The following is a 25,007-nucleotide window of genomic DNA, read 5'->3' as shown; positions in this document are numbered from 1 at the left end:
TCTATAACCTTAATTTAAAAGGATAATATAAAGCCTAGGACGGAACTTAATAAGAACATGTGTAAATGAAAAAAGTCATTTCACCTGACCGACGTACCATTGTAAATATTTATGTAACTTTGCAAACTTAACTCAAAAGAAAACACAAACGATATGAATGTAAATTTATCTTCCTTTAAAACCACGATTTTTAGTTTATTTTTCGTTCTGATTACTGCGGCGGGCTGGGGGCAAACGACCACCGTTACACAAACATTTAGTGCAACGTCAGGGGCAATTGATGCTAACATTTCTTTTACAACACAGAAGAATACTGGAACTAGTATGCCTGGATTCACTAAAGGTACTTTGAGATTATATGCGTCAGAAACTATTATTGATCCTCATAGCGGGAATTCTTTAACTTTAACTCCGTCAAATGGAGTAACTATAACTGATATAGTACTATATTCAGTAACAAGTCATGTACCTCCTTTGCGATATTCTATCGGAACCGCAGCTTTTACCGCTACTGATCCAGCTTTAACTCGTGTACTAGAAGAAGATCCTTACACACTTTCAGGACTAAATGTAACTTCAAGTATAACAATAAGAAATGCCAGTTTTAGATTAGAAAAACAGGCTAGATTAACGGGTATTACAGTGACTTATACTGTCGCACAGCCAACTCTTACTATTAATCCTACAGGCCCTCTTACCTTTTCAGCTTTCACCAATAGTGCGGCTTCACCCGCGCAAGATGTTGCGATTACGGGGGCTAATTTAACTCCAGATTCAGCAAAACAGTACATCGATGCTATTTTGGAATCTAATAATACGACTGCGGGACCTTTCGAATTTTCAAGTGACGACGGGTTAACTTGGACCACCTTGGATCAGTTACCAATTGCTGCCAATGCCGTAAGTGAAATTTTAAAAGTTAGATTAAAGGCAACTACAGTTGCGGGTACTTATACAGATAAAATCATATTTGAATATTATGATGTGAACTTATCTAATAATATTACAAAAGAATTAATACTCAACGCTACGGTATCTTCACCGAAATTACTTGCAACCCCCATCATCTTATCTGGATTTACCTATTCTTTGGGCAATGGTCCCTCTGCCTCGCAGTCTTTCGTACTGAGTGGCGAAGGATTGAGCGCTGGAAGTACCAATGCTTTGTTGGTGCCGGGTGAGAATTGGGAAATATCTTCGAATGAAAATATATGGGTTACCTACACTTCAGCACCATTAACTGTTGAAAATTATACAGGTGTAAATACCCCGATATATGTACGACTGAAAGCAGGTTTAACAGAAGCAATATATAACAACGCTAGTAATGATATTGTTGCCATTACTTCATCTGTACCCGGTGTTTTAGGAATTGATGTGACCTTATCTGGTAAGGTAACTGCTCAAGTAATCGCAACGGCACTAACGGCAAACGGAACCAACACCTACACCTATTTAGAAGGCTTTGGTCCATCTGGAGAAAATAGCTATCAAGTTTCGGGTATTGTGTTAACTGCTGACTTGGTTGTAACTGCTCCTGCAGGTTATGAGGTTTCTAAAACAGCCGGTTCAGGGTTTGCATCATCAGTCAGCTTTTCACCTGCATCTGGAAGTGTAGCTTCTGTTGAAGTTTTTGTACGGTTGAAATCAGGTTTAGTAGGAGGCAGCTATAATGGCGACCTAAGACTTACTACTACAGGAATCAGTGATAAAACTATTTCTTTAAATGGAACAGTTACGATTTCTAATCCTGGAAATGATTCCTGCGCTAATGCTATTGTACTTACAATTGATGATAATCGCTTAACAGGAACTTTAAGAGGAGCAACTCCTTCAACTGGGTTGACAAATGCGTCATCAAAGAATGATGTTTGGTATGAATTCACTACCGCTGTAGATGGACCACATACGGTTTCCGTGGAATTCAGCACTGGACCAGATATTGATTTTGAAATTTTCACCAGTGAATGTCCACTTTCGGGCGTAGGAGAATTTTATGCAAACAGCACGAATTCTCTGTCTGAAACTTTGGCGCCAATGCTATTAGCTGGAACTAAATATTATGTGAGGGTTATTGATCATAATTCTACCGCCAGAAATTTTGGAATCAGAGTTACAGCACCAGGTGCAATCTTGACCGTATCGGAAACGGCTTTGTTATTTGGTGATATCCTTGTTAATGAAATTTCGCCAAGTCAGTCATTTAACGTTAATGCATCTTATCTGTCTCCAGATAGTGGTGACTTAACAGTTACTGCTCCATCAAGTTTTCAAATTTCATTAGATAACCAGATTACTTGGAGTACAAGCGGCACAATTCCTTATGCAAATCGTGGTATTGATGAAACTATTGTTTATGTGCGATACGCACCTACGATCTACTGCGAATCTGCAAGTGGCAGCGTAAGTGTGTCTGGAGCCAACGCTGTTACGCAGAATGTAGCGGTGAGTGGAAACGGAATACTGGAAGCGCCAATCGCGCTTGCCGCAACAAATATTACGTTTACCTCATTTGAGGCAAATTGGGATACCGTCGCCGGAGCAACGTCTTATGAATTAGAAATTAGTAATGATGAATCATTTTCAACCTTTTCGCCGAACTATGGTCCCAAAATTATATCAGATAGTTCGACAAGTATAGATGAAGTAACAGGTCTCTTACCAGATACCCAATATTATTACAGAATTCGTGCAATTTACGCAACTTGTGCGTCAGCTAATTCGAATGTTATTCCAGTTAAAACACGATCAGATATTACCACTTACAACGGAACTGTACCCGATGCTTGGGATAATGGTACTCCTACCATAGATTTAAATGCAGTAATCAATGGCAACTTTATTACTGCCGAGCGTTTAGTTTCTAAAACACTAACTATCAATTCAGGAAATACCTTAAATATTGCAACTTTAACCAGTTTCACCACCGGTGATTTTACTAATAACGGAACTTTAGTTGTAGAAAGTGATGGTAATTTTGTGCAAACGGAAGGAAGTATAAATTCAGGTACTGGGTCCGCAACAGTTAAGCGAAATGCAAAAATGAAACGATTGGATTATACCTATTGGGGAAGTCCAGTGGCTGGTCAGATGCTAAAAGCTTTCTCACCAGGCACGGTCGATTCACGTTTCTTAGAATATAATACCTCCACTGACTTATTTACAGCAGTAGGTAATCCTGCTGCCACCGAATTTGTTGAAGCTAAAGGATATGCAATCAGAGCCAGCAATTACTACCCAGTTTGGAACAGTACTACTGGCCCAGTCGAGACAGATTATAGGATGTTTGAAGGGCCATTCACGGGAATACCTCATAATGGTGATCAAGAATTTCAACTGAATATTACTGGACAAGGGTATAATTTAGTAGGTAATCCTTATCCATCAAATGTTGATTTCTATGAATTAAAGAGCGCTAACAATATTGATGGTACAGCCTATTTTTGGACTAACATCAACAGAACTGTTTATGGGCAACAAGGTCCAAATTATAATGGTGAAAACTATGCAACTTTGACAGCTTTATCTGGTGGTACAGCAGCAACTAATGGAACTTTTTCAACAGAAACTCCAACACGATATATTAAAGTAGGACAAGGATTTATAGTAAAAGCAACCGCAGCAACGCGACTAAAATTCACCAATGCAATGCGAGATGCTGGCATAGGTGGGAGTAAATTTATCAACAAAGGATCCGGTGCGTCTGATTCAGTTATCGACAGGTTCTGGTTAAGTTTAACTACTCCGGCGCAGAACTTTAATACCATTCTAATCGCGTATCCGCAAGGAGCAACCAATGCTTTTGAGTCTAATGCAGATGCAAAACAATTTGGTGAAAGCTCCGATTCGTTTTATTCTCAATTAGATGATATGAAACTAAATATTCAAGGTCGCCAGTTCCCACTCAATAAAGCAGATGTTGTTTCAGTTGGGATGAAAGGTTTTGAAACAGGTAACTATAAAATTGCAATGGCAGGAAAAGAAGGTATTTTTAATGAAGCTCAAAATGTTTATTTAAAAGATAAGCAAACGAACACGATTACAAACCTCTCCCAAGAAAGTTATACCTTTACGGCAAATGAAGGTTTAACTGAAGGTCGATTTGAAATTGTTTATGAAAATGATATTGTACTCGGAACGAGTATAATCAAAAAAGAGGAGGTTGTCGTTTACAGAGATGGTAGCGATTTCGTTGTCAAATCATCTACCAAGAAAATTTCTGAAATTGAGGTCTACGACTCTTCAGGTCGACTTATGGTGAGATTTACCCCTAATCGAACGGAAGTTAGAATTGATGGGAATGCCATAGTTAAAGGTGTCTATCTAGTGAAAGTGAATAGAAATGGTGTAGTGGTCACCAAAAAGATCATTAAATAAAAATATATAAACAGCAATGATATAGGTACTGATTTATATCTTTGCAAAAAATTAGTAAATGAAAAACATCTTATTAATATTTTTCTTTTGTATCGGAAGTTGGGCTCAAGCACAGCAAGAAAGCAATCCTTTCTCCAGTGCTGAAAGAAATAATGAAGCAAGTCAAAGTGAAAAACCTGCGTTCGACACGGCAAATGCTGGACCTGGAAATCCAAATGATGACGATGATCCAGTTCCAGTCCCTATTGACGATTATTTACAGTTGCTCGTGATGACTGCCTTAGGAATAATTCTATACACCTCGCACAAGAAAAGAAATCGACTTGCTTAATTTTAATCATTTTTAGCTAAATTTGCAGAATAGGTCTTTATCTAAAAAAAATAGTAATATTTATATCTACCAATACGTTTTAAAAGAAGTTGTACAAGTAAACCGAATGACGCATCATTATATTAATATAGATACTGGCAAATCTTATTTTAGAAGAATCTCACACAGTGTAGCGTGATACGCACCCTATAGTGCCCCCAATTTTGTAAATAAAATTGGGTTTGTGCTTTTAAAAATCGTCTTTGGCAACTTGTAGTTTAAATAGCAATAATTAAAGTAAACATTTAAAAAACACATTTGAAGAAAGCAGAAGATTTAATTAAAAATTTTAAATTCATAGGAAAATAAACGAATGAATAAAAAAATATGGCTTTCGAATCCGCACATGGGTGGAGGCGAAATGAAATATATTGAGCAGGCTTTTGCAGAGAACTGGATTGCACCCCTCGGACCCAATGTAAATGGTCTGGAGCACGATATACAAAAATTCTTAGAAGAAGATATTCATGTTGCAGCCTTAAGTTCTGGAACAGCTGCCATACATTTGGCTCTCGTGCTATTAGATGTAGAAGCCGGTGACTATGTCATTTGTCAAAGTCTTACTTTTTCAGCTTCAGCTAATCCTATTGTATATCTCGGCGCTCATCCCATTTTTGTAGATAGTGAACAAGACACTTGGAATCTTTGTCCAAACGCAGTGGAAGATGCCATCAAGTTTGGAATCTCGAAAGGTAAAAAACCCAAGGCGATTATCGCGGTTAGTTTATACGGGATGCCTTACAAGGCAGATGAGATCAATGAACTTTCAAAAAGATATGATATTCCAGTTATAGAGGATAGCGCTGAGGCTTTAGGTAGCACCTACAAAGGTCAGAAATGTGGCACCTTCGGTGATTTGGGAGTCCTCAGTTTTAATGGAAATAAAATTATAACCACCTCGGGTGGTGGCGCATTGATTTTGAAACATAAAGAATTTAAGAAAAAAGCAGTCTTTTTGTCAACACAGGCAAAAGATGATGCTCCACATTATGAACACACCAAAATTGGATACAACTACCGCATGAGCAACATTTGTGCAGGAATAGGAAGAGGCCAAATGGAAGTATTGCTAGAGCGGGTAAATCAGCGTCGCGCTAATCACCAGTTTTATAAAGAATTATTTCAGGATCATCTAGGTTTCACTTTGCATGAGGAACCTAATTCCGGCTATTACTCTAACCACTGGTTGAGTATTGTCCGCCTGCATCCCAAAGCTGGTATTACTAAATCGCAACTCATTCAGAAATTCGCAAAAGAGAATATTGAAAGCCGCCCTATCTGGAAACCGATGCATTTACAACCCGTTTTCAAAACTGCACCTCACTTTGGGTCTAATTTATCCGAGAAATTATTTAATAATGGCTTGTGTCTGCCATCAGGTTCTAATTTAACTGATGATGATAGAGAGCGTATTAAATTAGTTTTTGATGAAATAATTCAATAACTAATTTTCCTAATATCACGTATTATATTCGTAAATTTGCCAAAACTAAAGTAATCTGAAATGAATTTAAAGAGAAGTTACAAGAGTATTCATTTTAACCAATTTTAGTAGAAGATGAGTGTTCGTAGAGGTTTGAAGAAGAGGATTTATAGCGGTGATAACTTAATGGGCATTTCTGATGTCAGATATTTACCTCGTTGGGTTATTCTATTTATCGATATTCTTTTTATAGCGATATCCATCTATTTTTCATGTTATCTTATCGAGAAACTGAGTTATAATAATACCCGTGTTTTTCATAAAGGCATTCCAGTGTTTTTACTCATTTTATGCCTGAGCGTAATTTTCATGTTCCTGTTTCGCACCTACGCCGGAATTATTCGCCATTCTACCTTTATCGATTTATTTAAATTATTTCTGGCCACCTTCAGCACAACTGTAGCAGTTGCCCTCATAAGTTTTTCCTACTATTTTACCACAGGTGAGCGCATGATTTATATGTCGGTGCCGTTTTTGGTAATTTTCTTTGCAGCTTCTTTTATGCTGATGTTTCTTTTCAGATTGTTTGTAAAAGAATTTTTTCACTTTGCCCGAGAGGTTCGCCGCAATACACTTCGCAAAAGAATATTGGTTTTAGGAATCGATGAGCAGTCAGTTGCCATGGCCCGTGCCATTAGCGATAATCCTGAACTACCTTATCACGTCGTGGGATTTCTTACGCAGCGTCATGATTCAAAGAGAGCAAGCTTGCTCGGAAAGCATATTTATACCAAAGAAAAAATCGCAAGAAACAATAAGGAAGATTTGAAAATCGATGGAGTTCTTTTGTTACAGGAATTGATGACCAAAGACGAGATCAATAACTGGGTTACTTTATTCCTAGAAAAAGATTTACAGATTTTCAAAGCGCCTTCTTTGCAGAAACTTCAAAGTAACGATCAGGAAGCAACGATTAAAACCTTGCAAATTGAAGATCTACTGAACCGCAAGCCCATTAAAATGGAAAACGTCGATGTGAAACAAAGACATTTCGAGAAATCGATTTTAATTACAGGTGGGGCAGGTTCAATCGGTAGTGAAATTGTGCGTCAGGTTGCTCTATTTCAACCCTCATTAATTGTCGTTTTGGATCAGGCAGAAACTCCTCTTTACGATATCGAAATAGAAATGCGCGCGGCTTTCCCGCTGATTACTTTTAAATTCGTTTTAGCTGATATTTCTAACAGACATCGTATTGAACCTTTATTTAAAAAATATCATTTTTCGGTGGTGTATCATGCCGCTGCTTACAAACACGTTCCTTTAATTGAAGAAAATCCACACGAAGCCATTTTGGTCAATATATTGGGAACGAAAAATCTGGCGACCTTAGCTTCCTGGTATAAAGTGAACCGTTTTGTAATGGTCTCTACCGATAAAGCAGTGAAACCGACTAATGTAATGGGAGCGTCTAAGCGAACTGCAGAACTTTTTGTACAAGCTTTGCAGAATACAGAAAATAATGCAACCAAATTTATTACGACCCGTTTCGGAAACGTATTGGGCTCTAACGGTTCTGTAATTCCACACTTCAAAAAGCAAATTGAAAGCGGTGGACCGGTAACCATTACCCATCCCGATATTACGCGTTATTTCATGACCATTCCCGAAGCCTGTGATTTGGTTTTAGAAGCAGGAGCCATGGGTAAAGGTGGAGAGATCTTTGTTTTTGACATGGGACAACCTGTAAAGATCGTGGATTTGGCGCATCGGATGATCAAGCTTTCTGGGTTTGAACCGAATGTCGATATTAAAATTATTTACACCGGTTTAAGACCAGGAGAGAAACTGTACGAAGAATTACTAAGTGATGATGCGAAAACAATGCCGACGCATCATGAGAAAATACTGATTTCTAAGGATCCGATTATGGACTTCCAGGACATCGAGGGATATTGTAACCAAATTACCAAAGCTGCCATACGTAGAGAAAAAATAGAAGTGGTGAAAATTTTAAAACAGATAGTGCCAGAATTTAAAAGCAATAATTCCATCTATGAAATTTTGGACTGCTAGAATAGAATTGTATATTTGCAAAATCTGAAATTAAAAAGTAATAATGAAAGTAAAAATTATTGTATTACTCGTGATTTGGCTTACTTTGCTAACGTCTTGTAAGACAGTCGATAAAACAAGTAAGATTAATTATATGCAAAATGTGGAGCAAATAGCAACCGATGTTGCATTACAAACTCCTTCCACCATTCAAAAAGGTGACCGCTTAATTATTTTTGTTACTGCACAGAATATGGAGGTCGTTCGTCCCTTTAATCAAAATTACTACAATAATCAGTTGCCAACTTCTGTTTCAACCCCAAATGCAGAAAAGGTTTATCTCGTTGATTCGGAGGGCTATCTTTCATTTCCTGTTATAGGTAACATTAGTACCAGTGGTAAAACATTGGAAGATTTGAAGAGTGAGTTGCATAATAGAGTTTCGGCGTATGTTAAAAATCCGACTATTACTGTTACATTAGCTAACTTTAAGGTAACGATACTGGGTGAGGTAAACAGACCAGGACAATATTCTATTCCAGAGGCACAAACAACTCTATTAAATGCAATTGGACTTGCAGGTGATTTGTCTATATACGGTAAAAGAGATAATATTTTATTAGTGCGTAACGAAAATGGAAACATTACGAAAGAGCGTATCAATTTAATGGATTCAGAATTTATCAATTCTCCTTTTTTTACTTTAAAACAAGGTGATGTAATTTATGTTTCTTCAAATGAAACTAAGGAAAAAATTTCGAGACAAGATCCTAACACCGGTATTTATATCGCCATTGCGGGTACTATAATTGGGCTTGCAGGAATCTTCATTACGATTTTCAAAAAATAACTTTTTCATAATATTATCGATGAGCCAAATCTCAAGTGCAGAAGTGGAAACTTCTAAAAGTGTTAGTCTTAATGAAATTATTAAACCTTATTTGCATCGCTGGCTGTGGTTTGTAATAGCACTTTTCTTATCAATTGCGTTAGCATTTCTATATTTCAAAAAAACTCAATCTGTATACAATATAAAATCCACTATTTTGATCACAGATGCCAAAAAAGCTGGTGGAGAATTTGCGGTTTTATCTGATCTATCCGGTCTTAATTCTATGGGGACGAACAGCATAGAAAATGAAGTAGAGTTATTGAAATCAAAAAAAATGATGCGTGAAGTAGTTGTGAGGTTAGGTTTACAGACCAGTGTTTCTGCAAAAGACGGATTGAAAGACAAAGAACTCTATAAGGAAACTTCTCCTTTGAAAATTCAGGTAATTAATGAGAAATTATTTGAAGATCCTATTTTTCCTATTGAAGTAGTTATTAATAATGATAAAATCACTTTGACTTCAGCAAATTTCAAAGCTCCAATCATCACTTCGTATAATAGAACAGTTAATCTACCCTTCGCTAATATAATCATTCAAAAAAATCCTGACTTCATTTCTAAGAAGGAAGAAAAATTAGAAGATCTGACTTTAGGCTATAGCTCTACGGAAGCTGCCGTGAGTTCGTTTCAAAAAATAATTAATATTAAGCTTGTTAACAAAGATGCAACAGTCATTGAGCTTTCAATGAATTATGCAAACAGGATAAAGGCTAAGAATATTATCAATAAGCTGGTAGAAGTGTATAACGCGGATGCAATTAATGATAAAAATTCGGAATCGATGAAAACAAAAACATTCATTGATGACAGAGTATCTATTATAGCAAATGAGTTAGGCGAAGTCGAAGGTCAGAAAGAGCGTTTTAAGGTGGCTAATAAAATTACTGATCTAGCAGCAGAGGCATCGATCAATTTAAATTCTTCTGCCAGTGCCCGTTCCGCTCTCCTTGATATTGAAACTCAGTTACAACTAACGAACGATCTTGCGGGATATCTTTCTAAACAGGGAATGGGACAAACTCTTCCTTCCAATATTGGTTTAAGCAATCAGACTGCTGGGTCAAATATCGTAACTTATAATCAGTTAGTTCTAGAGAGAAACAGACTTTTAGAAAATGCAACCACGCAAAATCCACTCGTAGAAGATCTTACTAAGCAGATTAATATTTTAAGAAGATCGATCACAGATGGTCTCACCAAAAACAGAGACGCTCTAGTGTTAACAAGAAATCAGCTACAACAGAAAGAAAATATTGTTAATTCTAAAATTGTTAAAATCCCGGCTCAGGAAAAATTATTTAGAAGTATTGAAAGACAGCAGCAAATTAAAGAAAGTTTGTATCTGTTGTTGCTTCAGAAGAGAGAAGAAACCGCTATTGCTTTAGCAGTCACGGCACCTAAAGCAAAAATTGTAGATTATGCATTTAGTTCAGACCGACCAGTTTCTCCGAAAAAGTTAATGACTCTATTGGCATCAATGTTTTTGGGTCTGGCACTTCCTTTTTCTTACATCTACGTAAAGGAACTACTTAATAACAAAATTCGTAATAAGAAAGATGTTGAGAAACTATCAACAATTTCAGTTATTGGTGAATTGCCGAAAATTGCTAGGGGAGATGCTGATATAGTTTCACACAATGATTTATCGTCAATGGCTGAGGCATTCAGGATCCTTATTACCAACATGAATTACATGTTGCCAAAGAAATCAACTAGTAAAATAATCTTTGTAACTTCTACCATAAAAGGAGAAGGTAAAACCTTTGTATCTGTCAATTTAGGACTTACCTTAGCTAACATTTCTAGAAAGGTATTAATCATCGGATCAGATATTAGAAATCCGCAATTACAGCGTTACGATACTAGTAAAAAAAGATCAGTAGGATTATCAGAATATCTATATGATGAGAGTGTTCAGATAGAAGATATACTTCACTTATCATTTCTTAATCCTCATTGTGATGTCATTTATTCTGGAAGCATCCCGCCAAATCCAGCTGATTTGTTATCGAACGGACGGTATGAAGTGTTGATAAACGAACTGAAGTCTAAGTACGATTATATTATAATGGATACTGCACCTTTATTGTTAGTAACAGACACTTTCTTAATCTCTCAAATGGCAGATGCTACCTTATATGTGTTACGATCTGAATTTACCGAAAATCCATTGATTGAATTTGCCAACAAACAAGTGAATGCAAAGAAAATTAAAAATGTAGGATTTGTTTTGAACGGTGTTGGTAAAAATAACTTCGGATACGGCAATCGATATGGATATGGTTATGCTGCTGAAGAAAAGAGCTTTTTTCAAAAATTAAAGGATAAATTTTAAAGTATCATAATGAATATTCTCAATCTCATCGGTAGAACCAAGGAATTATTTCAAGAAGATATTTTTAAGCACGAAAAAAAACTACAGGAAATCATTTCTTCCTCTTCATTTCTTGTTATTGGGGGAGCAGGCTCTATAGGCGCCGCAACGACCAAAGAAATATTTAAGCGCAATCCTAAAAAACTTCATGTTGTTGACATCAGTGAAAATAATATGGTGGAGTTGGTCCGGGATATTCGTAGCTCTTTCGGTTATATTAAGGGCGATTTTCAGACATTCGCTTTAGACATTGGATCTTTAGAATATGAGGCGTTTTGGGAAGCTGACGGTGAGTTTGATTATGTCTTGAACCTTTCTGCTTTAAAACACGTAAGAAGTGAAAAAGATCCCTACACTTTAATGCGTATGATCGATGTAAATGTTTTCAACACTGATAAAACATTGCAGCAATCTATCAATAAAGGGGTTAAGAAATATTTCTGTGTATCCACAGACAAAGCAGCAAATCCTGTAAATATGATGGGTGCGTCTAAACGTATTATGGAAATGTTTCTGATGCGAAAAAGTAGAGAAATAGAAATATCCACCGCACGTTTCGCAAATGTTGCGTTTTCAGATGGTTCGTTGTTGCATGGTTTTAATAAGCGGATCGAAAAAAAGCAACCGATTGTCGCGCCCAATGATATTAAACGTTATTTTGTAACTCCGAAGGAATCAGGAGAATTATGTTTAATGTCGTGCATCTTTGGTGAAAATAGAGACGTTTTTTTTCCAAAATTAAGTGAAAATTTACATTTGGTTACCTTTGCAGAAATTGCAGTAAAATATCTTAAGGAAGTAGGGTATGAACCTTATCTTTGTAAAGATGAGGCACAAGCCAGGTTTTTAATCGACACTTTACCTCAACTAGGAAAATGGCCTTGTCTTTTTACAGCAAGTGATACTACAGGAGAAAAGGATTTTGAGGAATTTTATACAGAGAGTGAAACTTTAGATATGGATCGTTTCCAAAGCTTGGGAATTATAAAAAATGAGTTAAATATTGAGGAAGAGAAACTTAACTTATTTGAAACAACCATTGGTAATCTAAGAGCAGCCCGAAAATGGGATAAACAAGAAATCGTGGATATCTTCTTCAAGATGATTCCAGATTTTGGACATAAAGAAACAGGAAAATATTTAGATTCTAAAATGTAAAGTTATGGATATCACTGACCAAACTATTGCATTTATCCAAGAGGTGTTCCGAACCAAAGATTTTATTCCGCTGCATGCTCCCTATTTTGGAGGCAATGAAAAAAAATATCTGAACGAAACGATTGATTCTACTTTTGTTTCTTCTGTTGGTGCTTTTGTAAATAAATTTGAAGAAGATTTTGCCGCATATACTGGCGCCAAGTTTGCCATTGCTTGTGTCAATGGGACCAATACGCTTCACATCGCATTAATTTTAGCTGGAGTTAAGTCTGAAGACGAAGTGCTATCCCAAGCGCTTACCTTTATCGCCACCGCAAATGCGATTAGTTACATCGGTGCAAAGTGCGTATTTGTTGATGTTGATAAAGATACGATGGGAATGTCTCCCAACTCTTTAAGGACATTTCTCGAAAATTTTGGCGAAATAAGAGCGGATGGTTTTACGTATAACAAGTCCACTGGAAAAAAAATAGCAGCCTGTGTTCCAATGCATACCTTCGGATTTCCACTTAGAATTGAAGAATTAGCGGAGATTTGTAAAAAGTGGAATATCTTCTTGATAGAAGATGCTGCAGAATCTTTAGGAAGCTTTTATAAAGGTGAACATACCGGAACTTTCGGAAAAATAGGTATTTTTAGTTTCAACGGCAACAAAACCATTACTTGTGGTGGTGGTGGAGCGCTAATCACCGATGATGAGGAACTTGCCAAGAGAGCAAAACATTTGACAACACAAGCAAAAATTCCGCATCCCTGGAAATTCAGTCATGACGAAATTGGCTATAATTACAGAATGCCTAACCTTAATGCTGCCTTAGCATGTGCACAATTAGAGCAATTAAATAAAATTTTAATAAATAAAAGAGAACTTGCCGAGAAATATAAATCCTTTTTTTTAGAAACCCCTTATCATTTTGTCACAGAATGTACAGATAGTACAGCAAACCATTGGTTAAATGCACTTATCTTGCCCGATGAAATGGAAAGAGACGAATTCTTGACGAAAACTAATGCAAATGGAGTAATGACTAGACCAATCTGGGATTTGATGTCGAGTTTGCCCATGTTCGAAAATTGTCAGAATGATGGTCTCGAAAACAGCAAATGGCTCGTAGACAGAGTAGTTAATATCCCAAGTAGCGCTAGATTATGAAAAAAGTGATAATTGTTGGAAGCGGTGGTCATGCGAAAGTTGTAATTGATATAATTGAACAGATGATATTAAATGGAAGTCAATTAGAAATATTTGGAGTTACATCTAATGTCCTCACCAAAACAGATACTTTTTTGGGATATCAAGTTTTAGGTTCTGACGAAATTATAAAAAATTATTCTCACAACAACGGCTTTTCAGCTGCAATGGGGTTGGGAGGATATAAGGATAATATACTTCGCGATAAAGTTTTTCATTATGTTAAAGGTTTTGGAATTAATTTTATTAATGCTATTCATCCAACTGCAATTATTTCTAAAAATGTTCGACTTGGAGAAGGGATAGTAATTTTTCCAGGAGTAGTAATCAATACTGAAGCTCAAATTGGAGATAATTCGATAATTGCAACTTCTGCTTCAATTGATCATGAAACAATAATCGAAAGTAACGTATTGGTATCTGCAGGAGTGACAATAGGTGCTTACTCAACAATAGGTTCAGGATCTTTACTTGCTTTGGGTTCTAAAGTAATTTCTGGATTACTAATAGGAAAAAATGTACTTATTGCTGCGGGCGCTATGGTAGTTTCTAATATAGAAGATAATAAAAAAGTTTTTGGAATTCCAGCCAAAGAAAAAAATTAATATAAATAATGAATCAGGAAGTAATTATCATAGCTGAAGCAGGAGTCAATCATAATGGTAGCTTAGAAAAAGCTTTCAAATTAGTAGATGTTGCAGTGGAAGCAGGTGTAGATTTTGTTAAATTTCAAACCTTTAAAACGGAGTTAGTAATTGGTAAGAATGCAAAAAAAGCAGATTATCAAATTGAGAATACAAAAAATGCAGAAGAATCTCAGTTCGATATGCTGAAAAAATTGGAACTCAGCCATGAACAGCATGAGCAATTAATTCAGTATTGTATTAAAAAAAATATAAATTTTTTTTCAACCGCTTTTGATTTAGATTCTTTGCAATATCTCAAAGATATCGGTCTCGAAATTGTGAAAATACCCTCAGGCGAAATCACAAATTTACCTTACTTACGGAAAGCTGCTAAACTTTTTAAAAAAGTGATTATTTCTACAGGGATGTCAACTTTATCAGAAATAAAAGACGCTGTTGCAGTTTTCGAAGAAGAAGGAGTTCCTAAAAAAAACATCGCAATACTGCATTGCAATACCGAGTATCCAACTCCCTTTGAAGATGTGAATTTGTTAGCAATGCTGCATATTCAGAGAGAATTTGCTACAGAAATCGGCTATTCCGATCATACTTTGGGTATAGATGTTCCTATTGCTGCTGTGGCTTTAGGTGCAAAAATAATTGAAAAACATTTCACATTAGACAAAAATTTAGAAGGACCCGATCATGCTGCTTCTCTGGAACCCGAGGAACTAAAAAATATGGTTTCTGCAATTAGAAATATCGAAAAGGCAATTGCTGGAAACGGCATTAAAGGACCTTCCAATTCTGAATTAAAAAATATAGTTATCGCGAGAAAAAGTATCGTAGCGCAAGTGAATATAAAAAAAGGAGATATCTTTACTGAGAATAATTTAACGGTAAAAAGACCTGGAAGTGGAATTTCTGCAATTAAATGGGACGAAATTCTAAATACTGCAGCTAAAAAAGATTTTAATAAAGATGATCAAATTGAAATATGAAAATTGCAGTATTAACAAGTTCTCGCGCTGATTTTGGAGTTTATCTACCCTTATTAAATATTTTAAAGAATGATGATTTCTTTGAATTAGAAATTATTGCTTTTGGAACTCATTTATCAAAAGACTATGGCTATACAATAAATGAAATTAATCAATCAAATTTTAAGACAGTTCACCATATTGAAACACCATTAAATAATAGTTCCGCATTCGATATTTCAAGAAATATTGGTGAGACTATATCTATTTTTGCAAGTTTCTGGTCAATTAATGAATTCGATTATATAATTGCTTTGGGCGATAGATACGAGATGTTTGCTGCAGTTACTGCAACTACACCTTTTAATTGTAAGGTGGCTCATTTGCATGCGGGCGAGACGACATTGGGTGCAATAGACAATGTATATAGGCATGCTATTTCTTTGATGTCCAATCTATTATTTGTTTCCACTAATATTTATAAGCAAAAAGCTATTCATATAAATCCTGAAGCTCAAACCTTTAATGTTGGTGCGTTAAGTATAGAAAATTTAAAAAAAGTTAATTATTTAAGTATTAAAGATTTTCAATCAAAATTTAAAATTGATTTATCATTACCTACTATTTTATGCACATTTCATCCTGAAACAGTTAATCTCGAAAAGAATGAAGATTACATTTACGAGCTATTATCATCATTTTCAGATTTAATTAAGAAATATCAAATTATAATAACGCTGCCCAATGCAGATACAATTGGAGATCAGATAAGAGATATTATTATAAATTATGGCGAGGAAAATTTTGGATTAAAAATTGTGGATTCTTTTGGAATGATTGGCTATCTAAGCTGTATGAAGTACTGCAAATTTATGCTTGGAAATACTTCAAGTGGTTTCGTGGAAGCATCTTTTTTCCCGAAATGGGTGATTAATATTGGTAATAGACAAGACGGCAGAATAATAACTCAAAACATAATTAATATTCCAATCCAATCCAAAGCAATTTTACAAGCTGTAAAAGATGTAGAAAATAAAATTGGAGTATCTTTTCCAAGTATATATGGCGATGGAGAAACGGCATTAAAAATAACGGAAATTTTAAAAAAAGAATATGAGAAACTTTAGAGAGCATCTTGTTTTTTCAGGCAGTTCTATTAAGGAAGCTTTAATAAGACTTGATATACTGTCAGAGGATGCCATTTTATTTGTAGTTGATAAAGATGACAAATTAATTGGATCTCTAACCGATGGAGATGTGAGAAGAGCTCTTATAAAAGAAGTAACTATTGAAAAAAAAGTTGATACCATAATTCAAGAAAATCCTAAATTTATTAGAAAGGGAGATCAAGATATTCAGAAAATTATCGAATATCGAGAAGGCAACTTTAGGATACTACCTGTTATTGATAGTGAAGATAAGGTCGTTAATGTAATTAATTTTAGAGAAATTAGATCTTATTTACCAATAGATGTTGTAATAATGGCTGGAGGAAGAGGAAAGCGTTTGCAGCCACTTACGGATACAACTCCAAAACCTCTCTTAAAAGTTGGAGGCAAAGCAATTATGGAGCATAATGTTGATCGACTTGCATTATATGGTATTGATGATTTTTGGTTTGCAGTTAAGTATTTAGGAGAGCAAATCGAAAGCTTCTTTGGTAACGGGTCTGAAAGAAATTTAGCTATTAATTATGTTTGGGAAGATACAGCATTAGGAACCATAGGAGCCGTTTCCAAAATTGATAATTTCGCTCATGACTATGTTTTGGTTACGAATAGTGATGTTCTAACAAATATAGATTACGAGGACTTATTCCTTGACTTTTTTGAAAAGGATGCAGATTTTTCTGTCGTTACAATTCCTTACCAAGTAAATATTCCTTATGCTGTTTTAGAAACACATGCAGGACAAATAAAAAGTTTTAAAGAAAAACCAACCTATACCTATTATTCGAATGGAGGTATTTACTTAATGAAAAAATCTGTATTGGAACATCTTCCTAAAGAGAAATTTTTTGATGCCACCGATTTAATTGCAAAATTAATTAGCGAAAATTTAAAAGTCATATCTTACCCTTTGGTAGGTTATTGGTTAGATATAGGCAAACATGAGGATTTCAAAAAAGCACAGGAAGATATTAAACAAATAAAATTTTAAATAGTGGCAATTTTAATTACTATCTGCGCTAGAGGTGGTTCAAAAGGGATACCTGGTAAAAATATAAAAATGATTAATGGGAAACCTTTAATTTATTATTCTATAAGAATTGCAACTGAATTTGCGAGAGAATTTGAAGAAACTAAAGTCGTACTTTCTACTGATGATGACCAGATTAAAATGATAGTTGATGACTTTAATTTAGGTATTGATACAGAATATCAAAGACCTAAGTTTTTAGCAACTGATACTGCGGGGAAAATAGAAACTATTAAAGATGTTAAAAAATACTCTGAAGAAAAAAGCAACATCATTTTTGACTATGTTTTAGATTTAGACGTTACCTCTCCGTTGCGCACATTAGGAGATCTTAAAAATGCTTTTGACTTATTGAGAAATGATATAAATGCCTATAATATATTTTCTGTAAGTCCTGCAAACAGAAATCCATATTTTAATATGGTAGAAGAAGATGAATTCGGTTATTTTACCACCTCAAAAAAAGGTGCATTTTTAACTCGACAGTCAGCTCCAAAAGTGTATGATGTAAACGCATCATTTTATATTTACAGGAATACTTTTTTTATTAATAATTTTAAAAGTGCAATAACAGGTAAATCTTTAATTTATGAAGTTCCCCATCCATGTTTTGACTTAGATCATCCAATTGATTTTGATTTTATGGAATTTTTATTGTCAAACAACAAACTCAATTTTGAAATATAATGAAGGTATTAATTGTTGGTCTAGGTTCTATAGCAATGAAGCACATTAACGCATTGCGATTAATTGACAGCACTTTTGAGATATTTGCTCTTAGATCTTCATTGACTTCACCAAAAATATATGGTGTAAATAATCTATATGATTATTCGAAAATTCCGCAAATAAATTTTGACTTTGCAATTATTTCTAATCCAACATCATTGCACGCGGAAGCTATCAATAATTTAATTAAATTTAGTTTTCCTCTTTTTATTGAAAAACCATTGTTTAATGAACTTGAAAAAGAACATCTTATAAATACGGTAAATGACAATGGAATTTTAACTTATGTAGCATGTAATCTGCGATTTTTTGATTGTTTACTATTTACAAAAGATTTTGTAAAAGGGAAAAAGATTAATGAAGTAAACAGTTATTGCGGTTCCTATTTACCCGATTGGAGACCAGATACAGACTTTAGATTGGTTTATAGTGCCAATAGAAAAATGGGTGGAGGTGTACATTTGGATTTAATTCACGAGCTGGACTATTTGTACTGGCTTTTTGGCAAACCAACCAAAATTTCAAAGATTTTTAAAAGCAATTCTTCCTTAAAAATCGACGCTGTTGATTATGCCAATTATACTTTGGAATATGACGACTTTGTTTCTTCAGTTATTTTAAACTATTATAGAAAAGATGCTAAAAGAAAGTTAGAAATTGTAACTGATGATAAAACGATTTTAGTAGATCTTTTAAACAATACAGTTTCTGAGAATGGAAAAGTAATTTTTCAAAGTCAACAAAATCCAATTGAGACTTATGAAAGTCAGCTTCGTTATTTTATAGATGTTATCAAATTAAAGAAGAAGAGCTTTAATGATATTAATGAAGCATATCAAATTTTAAAAATGTGTTTATGATTTTAGATAAAAAAGTAATAATTGTAACGGGAGGATCTGGTTTATTGGGACGTGAGATTATAAAAGACATTACATCTAAAGGTGGCATTGCAATAAATGTGGACATCGGCGTAGAAACCAATTTGAAAAATAGAAATATAAAAGCTGATATTACTTCGGAAATCTCTGTCGAAGAAACCATTAGTTTAGTTTACCAAAATTTTGGTAAAATTGATGGACTTGTTAATAATGCTTATCCAAGAACTGAAGATTGGGGAGCTGTATTTGAAGAAATTCAATACAGTACTTGGCAAAAAAACGTTGACATGCAGATGAATGCAGTTTTTTTATTTATACAGAAAATAGCTCCTTATTTAATTGAATCGAAGGGGTCTGTAGTTAGTATGGCATCTATATATGGCGTTGTTGGGAACGACATGTCGTTGTACGAAAATACGAAAATAAAAACAGCTCCTGCTTATACTGCGATAAAAGGGGGGATTATTAATTTTACACGCTATTTATCAGCTTATTATGGGAGCAAGGGAGTTAGATTTAACTGTGTATCACCGGGAGGTATTTTTGATAATCAAGATCCAATATTTGTAAACAATTACGAGAATAAAGTTCCAATGGGAAGAATGGGGTCTCCCAAAGATATAGCTCCTTCGATATCATTTTTATTATCACATGAAGCACAATATATTACAGGACAAAATCTTATAGTTGACGGTGGTTGGACGGCTATTTAGCCCTATAAATATGATAAAATTTCTAAAAAAAACATCAATAATTTATTCGGCGAGTTCAGTATTTAAATCGGGAGTTCAGTTACTTGTTGGATTAGCAATTGCAAAATTTATAACACCTGGTGATTTCGGAATCTGGAGTTCCTTTAATCTGATACTCACCTATACCATAATTCTGCAATTAGGTATTGTAAATGGTTTAAACCTTGAGCTGCCATTAGCAATAGGTAAAGGAGATAATGAAAAGGCGGAAAAATTAGTACAGACTACCCAATCTTATATTGCGGTATGCATTGCCTTATTAGCGTTAGCAGGAGGGTTTTATCTATTGTTTTTTACACCAGATACTCCCAAGTTTTTTTACGGAGCCATCGCAATAGTTGTTTTGGTTACTTTTTCATTTTACCAAGATTTTATTACAGCAACTTTTCGAACACAGCAATCATTTTTTAGATTTTCAATAATAAATATTGTTCAAGCATTAGTAAACTTAACTACAATCGTATTCATCATTTATTATGCTTATTATGGATTACTTATAAAGAGTATTATTGTTCTAGCTATTTATGTTGCATTACTTCATTATTATAGACCTTTTCCTGTTAAATTTTTTTTTGATAAGAAATTGTACCTGAAACTTATAAAAACTGGTTTGCCGATATTCATTTTGGCTTATGTACAATCAGTTGCAACGAGTTTTGATAGATTATTAATTTTGAAATATTTAGATATTTCGGCGATGGGTATATATTCTTTTGCTTACTTGGGTTTTAGTTCTATCACCTTGTTTTCAGGTTCTATTGCAAGTTATATCTATCCTACAATGACCGAGAATTTTGCAAAAAATAACAACGCTGTCCAATTGTGGATATATTTAAAAAAAAATATTAGTCTTATATTTTTGGGTTTGCTAATTCTCGCAATTATAGGTTCATTATTAATCCCTTACGTTACTGAGGCTTTCTTTCCAAATTACATTGAGTCGGTTCCAGTGATGCAGATTTTATTTTTTGCTGGCGTTTTTAATGGGAGTGTTATTGGAGTCAATGTTCTGTTAAGTATGAAAAAATGGAAACTTATTGTAATTTATCATACCATTTTCTCTCTCTTACTTGTTATTTGCCCTTTTGTATTTATGTATTATTCAGACAATAAAATTATGGGTATCGCTTACGGAGTGTTAATTGCCAATTTTATCAATTTGATTAATGGTTACATTCTGGTTTATTTTGCAACAGTAAAATCACAATATGTTAGAAAATAAAATAGATATTTCAAATTATTTATTAAAAGTTGAAAAAAAACACGATTTATTGCAGTGGGAAATAAATGGTGTTTTTGTATGGGAACTCATAAGATTAAAGATTTATCTACTCTTGCAGGAAAAAATGGCCGATGAATCATTTGGAGATTTTTCTAGAGTTAGTACATTAAAAAGAATAGAAAATCAATTAAAAAGAATCTGGAGAAACGCAATATTGAGAAATCCCTTTTTATCTAGATTTAAAGGTGATATTATTATCTTCGAAAGTGGAAGAAAATATATGATTGATGATATATATGCTGATATATATACCTATTTCCTTTGCCAAGATTTTAGAAAACAAAACATATCTTTTGAGCGTTTTGAAACAAATTTTAAATATGATTTAAATAATGAGAAAAGCTCTAAATACCACCATATTGATGGTATAAAATTAATTTCGAAAGGAATTAGTAATTTTATTAAATTGGTCTTTTCTCAAAACGATATTGATTTAATTAAAAAAATAGAGAAAGATATTTGTGATCATTTAGAAATTAATATTGACCTGAAAGAAATTATAACAACCGAGTATAAAATTTTTAAATCTGAAAAGATCACCTATCTAAAATTACTTTGGTTAAAATTACCAAAACAAATTTTTCTGGTAAATTATTCCGATTACGCTGCATTAATTTCAGCGGCTAAAGATTTAAATATCGAAACTGTTGAATTACAACATGGTTTAATTATTAAAGAAGCGCTGACGTATCACTTCCCCAATTCTGAAGAGAATAAAATGAAATATTTTCCCTCCAAATTCTATGAATGGAAAGATTTCAAACATAATACCGGTAAGCTTCCTCTGGGAAAAGATTATATTATATCTAACCCACATAATCATCTTGATTATATGAAGAATAAATATAGGGATGTTGTTAGAAATAGCAAAACAATTTTAGTAGCTTCCCAGCCCTTTCATTCCGAAAAGATTAAGGAATTTATTTTAAAGAATGTACCTTTAATGCCAGATTATCAATTTTATTATAAATTGCATCCTATGGAATTCGATCATTTTTTTGATTCAAAACTTGCCAAAAATCTTAACAGATATGATAATTTGATAATTTTGAAAAATGAAGAATCCATCTATAAATTATTGAAAGAAGCTAAGTATGTGATAGGTATTTATTCAACTACTTTATTTGAAGCTGAATTATTTGGATGTACTCCAATTATTTTATCGACAGAAAATAAATATACATCTTCGTTAAACGATAATGGGAAGTCGGTTACACTAAATTTCTCGGATAATCTATTAAATTCTATTAACTAAAATAAATGATTTTACTTTTTATATATTTTTTGTTTTTGCTTCTTGTCTTGTTAAAAAATAAATCAGTCGCAATTGTACTGTTGGCTATTCAACTAGTCTCCTTACTGGGAACGTTTTTTATTGGTAGATTTATAGAAATCACCACTATTGAAGATTTATCAAGGCTCATGATAATGTCACTTCTTCTTTCACTCATTATCCTTCCTTGGAAATATTATTATGGCATTAAAGAAATTAAATCGATTAATTCAGTGAGGTTGAATATTATCACAAAATTTTTAATAGTGATTAATTTCTTTGTATTTATTGTGTTTTTAATTACTACAATTGTCGTGATGACGACCATTAAAGATGTTAATGAATTTAAATATGCAGAAGGAGTTTCAACAGATTTCTATTATAATATGTTGCCTTTTCCTACCGTTTTTTTCAACATCTCAATTCTCTTTTACTATTTTTCATACTTTATGTTACCGCTCCATTTTTATTATCTTTATAAAAAAAAATATTGGCTTTCAATACTTTGTTTTGTTTTTTCATTAAATATTGTTTTATATGGGCTAACTTTCTTTTCTAGAGCGGTTGTTTTACAATTCGTGTTTCTCTATTTTAGCATGCTATACCTTCTTTACGGAGCCTTAACAAATGCTGTTAAGAAAACTATTAAAATATCTTTGATAGTTATTATGACGATATCTGTAGGATATTTCATTGATATTTCACAAAGAAGATTTGATGAAGACAGAGAAGCCGTTAAAACTTATTCGAAGACTATACCTAATGACGCTTTAACACAAGATCCCGTAACATTCAGTTACTTAGATTATGCTTCACAGGGATTCTTTAACGGGTATGAGGTTTTGGAAATTTACGAAGGAGAGGGTTTCGATGGCAAACTGACCTACCAGTCTATTTCATCTTTTTTTAATAGTCCTATGGATAATCATGAAGCTATAAAATATCGACAAAAGCTCTGGCCTAAGCATTATTCATATAGTTTTAATGGTTTCACCGCCTATGCTGTTTATGATTACGGTATTGTCGGCAGTATATTATTATGTATAGTATACTTTTTCTCAGTACGGAAAATAAGACCAAAAAATGGTGCAATTGATTTGAAAAATTTATTTCTTATCGGATTGCTAATCCAAATTCCTTTAATGTCAATATTTTATAATCAGCTTGGAGGAATATTTATTGCTTTTATTTTATTAGTTCCGTTATGGCTTTATATGAAAAAAGAAAAAATATGAAAGTGTTAATAATTGGAACATACCTCGAAATAGAACTTATTGAAAAATTTAATAAAGTTTCTAAATCTAATTCTAAAATTTCTATTGCAGCGGTAAAATATTCTAATCTTATTTCAAAAGGTTTTCGAGAGAATATAGGAGAAGACTCCAAGCATCTGTTTTTGGCTCCGATTGGTACTTTTCCAAATTGTAAAAAAATCGTATGGGCGCAAGGAAAAATAAATAATATTAATTATATAAAATTTATTAATATTATTTTAATCAAACAAATTACAATTTCATTATATGTTTTACTCTACATTTTAAAATGGTCTTTTAAATATCGAAACGAAGATAGAATCGTCGTGTTTACATTTCTCTATTTACCATTTTTATTTTCGATGATTCCTTTAAAAGTTTTTACAAAAGTGAAATACGTTTCCTTTATTCCAGACATGCCATCCTATGAATTTTCATACTCAGATAATGATGGCTATTTCAAAAAAAAACTTATCCCTACATATGTTTTTCTCGCGAATAAACTGATTAGTTTACTGGATTATTATGTTTTTATCACGAAATATATGAGAGATATCTTTCCAAAGAAACCATTTTCTGTTATGGAAGGTTTGGTGGATATTAATAACGTAAATGAAACATTAGAAAACCAGAAAGAAGTTAAAAATGCTGTGATGTATTCTGGAGCATTATTTGAAAAATTTGGAGTTGTCAAACTATTAAACTCCTTTTCAAAAATTAAAGGAGATTATGAAATTTGGTTTTTCGGTAGTGGAGACGCTGTCCCTGCTATTAAAGCTCAATCCTTAGAAGATAGTAGGATCAAATATTTTGGTTCTCTGCCTAACGAACAAATTCTGGAATATCAAAAGAAAGCGTTACTGTTAGTAAACCCTAGATTTTCGTCTGAAGAATATACAAAATATTCGTTTCCTTCGAAACTTATGGAGTATCTTTCTTCGGGAACTCCAACTCTCACGACAAGACTGCCTGGAATACCAGATGATTATTTAAATAAGTTTTATTTTATAGAAAACGAAGATTATGATGGGTTTAGACATGCTTTAGAGTTCTGCTTAAATAAAGATAAAGAGGAGCTTTATAGCTTTGGTCAGAAAGGTAAGGAATTCGTTGTGAACGAGAAAAATTATAAAAAACAAGTAGCTTCCATTGTAAGGAATTTACAGAAATTTATTAAGGAAAAGTAAAAAATTT

Annotated in this window: 19 protein-coding genes; all 19 read left to right on the top strand. The window is 33.6% G+C overall.

All coding sequences use genetic code 11. The annotated features are described in order from the left end of the window. Positions 1-153: 153 nt before the first annotated feature. The gene (locus BMX49_RS13190) at positions 154-4,377 is read left to right on the top strand and encodes a RemA C-terminal-like gliding motility protein (protein WP_034719368.1); all 4,224 of its coding nucleotides are present in this window, start codon (positions 154-156) and stop codon (positions 4,375-4,377) included. 58 nt (positions 4,378-4,435) lie between these two features. Next, entirely contained in the window at positions 4,436-4,708 is a 273-nt protein-coding gene (locus BMX49_RS13185; protein WP_034719370.1) for a hypothetical protein, read from the top strand. Positions 4,709-5,060: 352 nt separating this feature from the next. Then, the gene (locus BMX49_RS13180) at positions 5,061-6,191 is read left to right on the top strand and encodes a DegT/DnrJ/EryC1/StrS family aminotransferase (RefSeq protein ID WP_034719372.1); all 1,131 of its coding nucleotides are present in this window, start codon (positions 5,061-5,063) and stop codon (positions 6,189-6,191) included. A gap of 114 nt (positions 6,192-6,305) precedes the next feature. Beyond that, entirely contained in the window at positions 6,306-8,246 is a 1,941-nt protein-coding gene (locus BMX49_RS13175; RefSeq protein ID WP_034719373.1) for a nucleoside-diphosphate sugar epimerase/dehydratase, read from the top strand. A 43-nt stretch (positions 8,247-8,289) separates the two neighbouring features. Next, positions 8,290-9,075 (top strand): polysaccharide biosynthesis/export family protein, encoded by a 786-nt coding sequence (locus BMX49_RS13170; RefSeq protein ID WP_034719375.1) that lies wholly within the window; start codon positions 8,290-8,292, stop codon positions 9,073-9,075. A gap of 19 nt (positions 9,076-9,094) precedes the next feature. Beyond that, entirely contained in the window at positions 9,095-11,452 is a 2,358-nt protein-coding gene (locus BMX49_RS13165) for a GumC family protein (protein WP_034719377.1), read from the top strand. Between the two features lie 9 nt (positions 11,453-11,461). Continuing rightward, positions 11,462-12,649 carry a UDP-N-acetylglucosamine 4,6-dehydratase gene (locus BMX49_RS13160; RefSeq protein WP_198412565.1) on the top strand — a complete coding sequence of 396 codons (1,188 nt, stop codon included), beginning with the start codon at positions 11,462-11,464 and terminating at the stop codon, positions 12,647-12,649. A gap of 4 nt (positions 12,650-12,653) precedes the next feature. Then, positions 12,654-13,802 (top strand): LegC family aminotransferase, encoded by a 1,149-nt coding sequence (locus BMX49_RS13155; protein WP_034719381.1) that lies wholly within the window; start codon positions 12,654-12,656, stop codon positions 13,800-13,802. Further along, complete coding sequence (locus BMX49_RS13150) at positions 13,799-14,446, top strand: NeuD/PglB/VioB family sugar acetyltransferase (protein ID WP_034719382.1); 648 nt, start codon at positions 13,799-13,801, stop codon at positions 14,444-14,446. The genes BMX49_RS13155 and BMX49_RS13150 overlap by 4 nt, the downstream gene beginning before the upstream one ends. Positions 14,447-14,454: 8 nt before the next feature. Continuing rightward, positions 14,455-15,468 carry an N-acetylneuraminate synthase gene (gene neuB / locus BMX49_RS13145; RefSeq protein ID WP_034719384.1) on the top strand — a complete coding sequence of 338 codons (1,014 nt, stop codon included), beginning with the start codon at positions 14,455-14,457 and terminating at the stop codon, positions 15,466-15,468. Beyond that, entirely contained in the window at positions 15,465-16,574 is a 1,110-nt protein-coding gene (neuC, locus tag BMX49_RS13140; RefSeq protein ID WP_034719386.1) for a UDP-N-acetylglucosamine 2-epimerase, read from the top strand. The genes neuB and neuC overlap by 4 nt, the downstream gene beginning before the upstream one ends. Beyond that, positions 16,561-17,607, top strand: coding sequence for a nucleotidyltransferase family protein (locus tag BMX49_RS13135; RefSeq protein ID WP_034719388.1), 1,047 nt, complete (start codon positions 16,561-16,563; stop codon positions 17,605-17,607). Before neuC ends, BMX49_RS13135 begins: the two co-directional genes overlap by 14 nt. A gap of 3 nt (positions 17,608-17,610) precedes the next feature. After that, positions 17,611-18,333 carry an acylneuraminate cytidylyltransferase family protein gene (locus tag BMX49_RS13130; protein WP_034719390.1) on the top strand — a complete coding sequence of 241 codons (723 nt, stop codon included), beginning with the start codon at positions 17,611-17,613 and terminating at the stop codon, positions 18,331-18,333. Next, complete coding sequence (locus BMX49_RS13125) at positions 18,333-19,235, top strand: Gfo/Idh/MocA family protein (protein ID WP_034719392.1); 903 nt, start codon at positions 18,333-18,335, stop codon at positions 19,233-19,235. The genes BMX49_RS13130 and BMX49_RS13125 overlap by 1 nt, the downstream gene beginning before the upstream one ends. Further along, positions 19,232-19,966: an SDR family oxidoreductase gene (locus BMX49_RS13120; RefSeq protein WP_034719394.1), complete on the top strand. Its 735-nt coding sequence runs from the start codon at positions 19,232-19,234 to the stop codon at positions 19,964-19,966. Before BMX49_RS13125 ends, BMX49_RS13120 begins: the two co-directional genes overlap by 4 nt. A 10-nt stretch (positions 19,967-19,976) precedes the next feature. Further along, on the top strand, positions 19,977-21,227 hold the full coding sequence (locus BMX49_RS13115; protein WP_034719395.1) for an oligosaccharide flippase family protein: 1,251 nt from the start codon (positions 19,977-19,979) through the stop codon (positions 21,225-21,227). Next, positions 21,214-22,542: a hypothetical protein gene (locus BMX49_RS13110; protein WP_034719397.1), complete on the top strand. Its 1,329-nt coding sequence runs from the start codon at positions 21,214-21,216 to the stop codon at positions 22,540-22,542. Before BMX49_RS13115 ends, BMX49_RS13110 begins: the two co-directional genes overlap by 14 nt. A gap of 5 nt (positions 22,543-22,547) precedes the next feature. Further along, on the top strand, positions 22,548-23,795 hold the full coding sequence (locus BMX49_RS13105) for an O-antigen polymerase (protein WP_034719398.1): 1,248 nt from the start codon (positions 22,548-22,550) through the stop codon (positions 23,793-23,795). After that, complete coding sequence (locus tag BMX49_RS13100; RefSeq protein WP_177169195.1) at positions 23,792-25,000, top strand: glycosyltransferase; 1,209 nt, start codon at positions 23,792-23,794, stop codon at positions 24,998-25,000. The genes BMX49_RS13105 and BMX49_RS13100 overlap by 4 nt, the downstream gene beginning before the upstream one ends. Positions 25,001-25,007 lie beyond the last annotated feature (7 nt).

The sequence above is a fragment of the Kaistella antarctica genome (genome assembly GCF_900109615.1).
Classification (GTDB): Bacteria; Bacteroidota; Bacteroidia; order Flavobacteriales; family Weeksellaceae; genus Kaistella; species Kaistella antarctica.
Note: the sequence above shows the minus strand (reverse complement) of the source record. Positions and strands in the feature narration are given on the sequence as shown.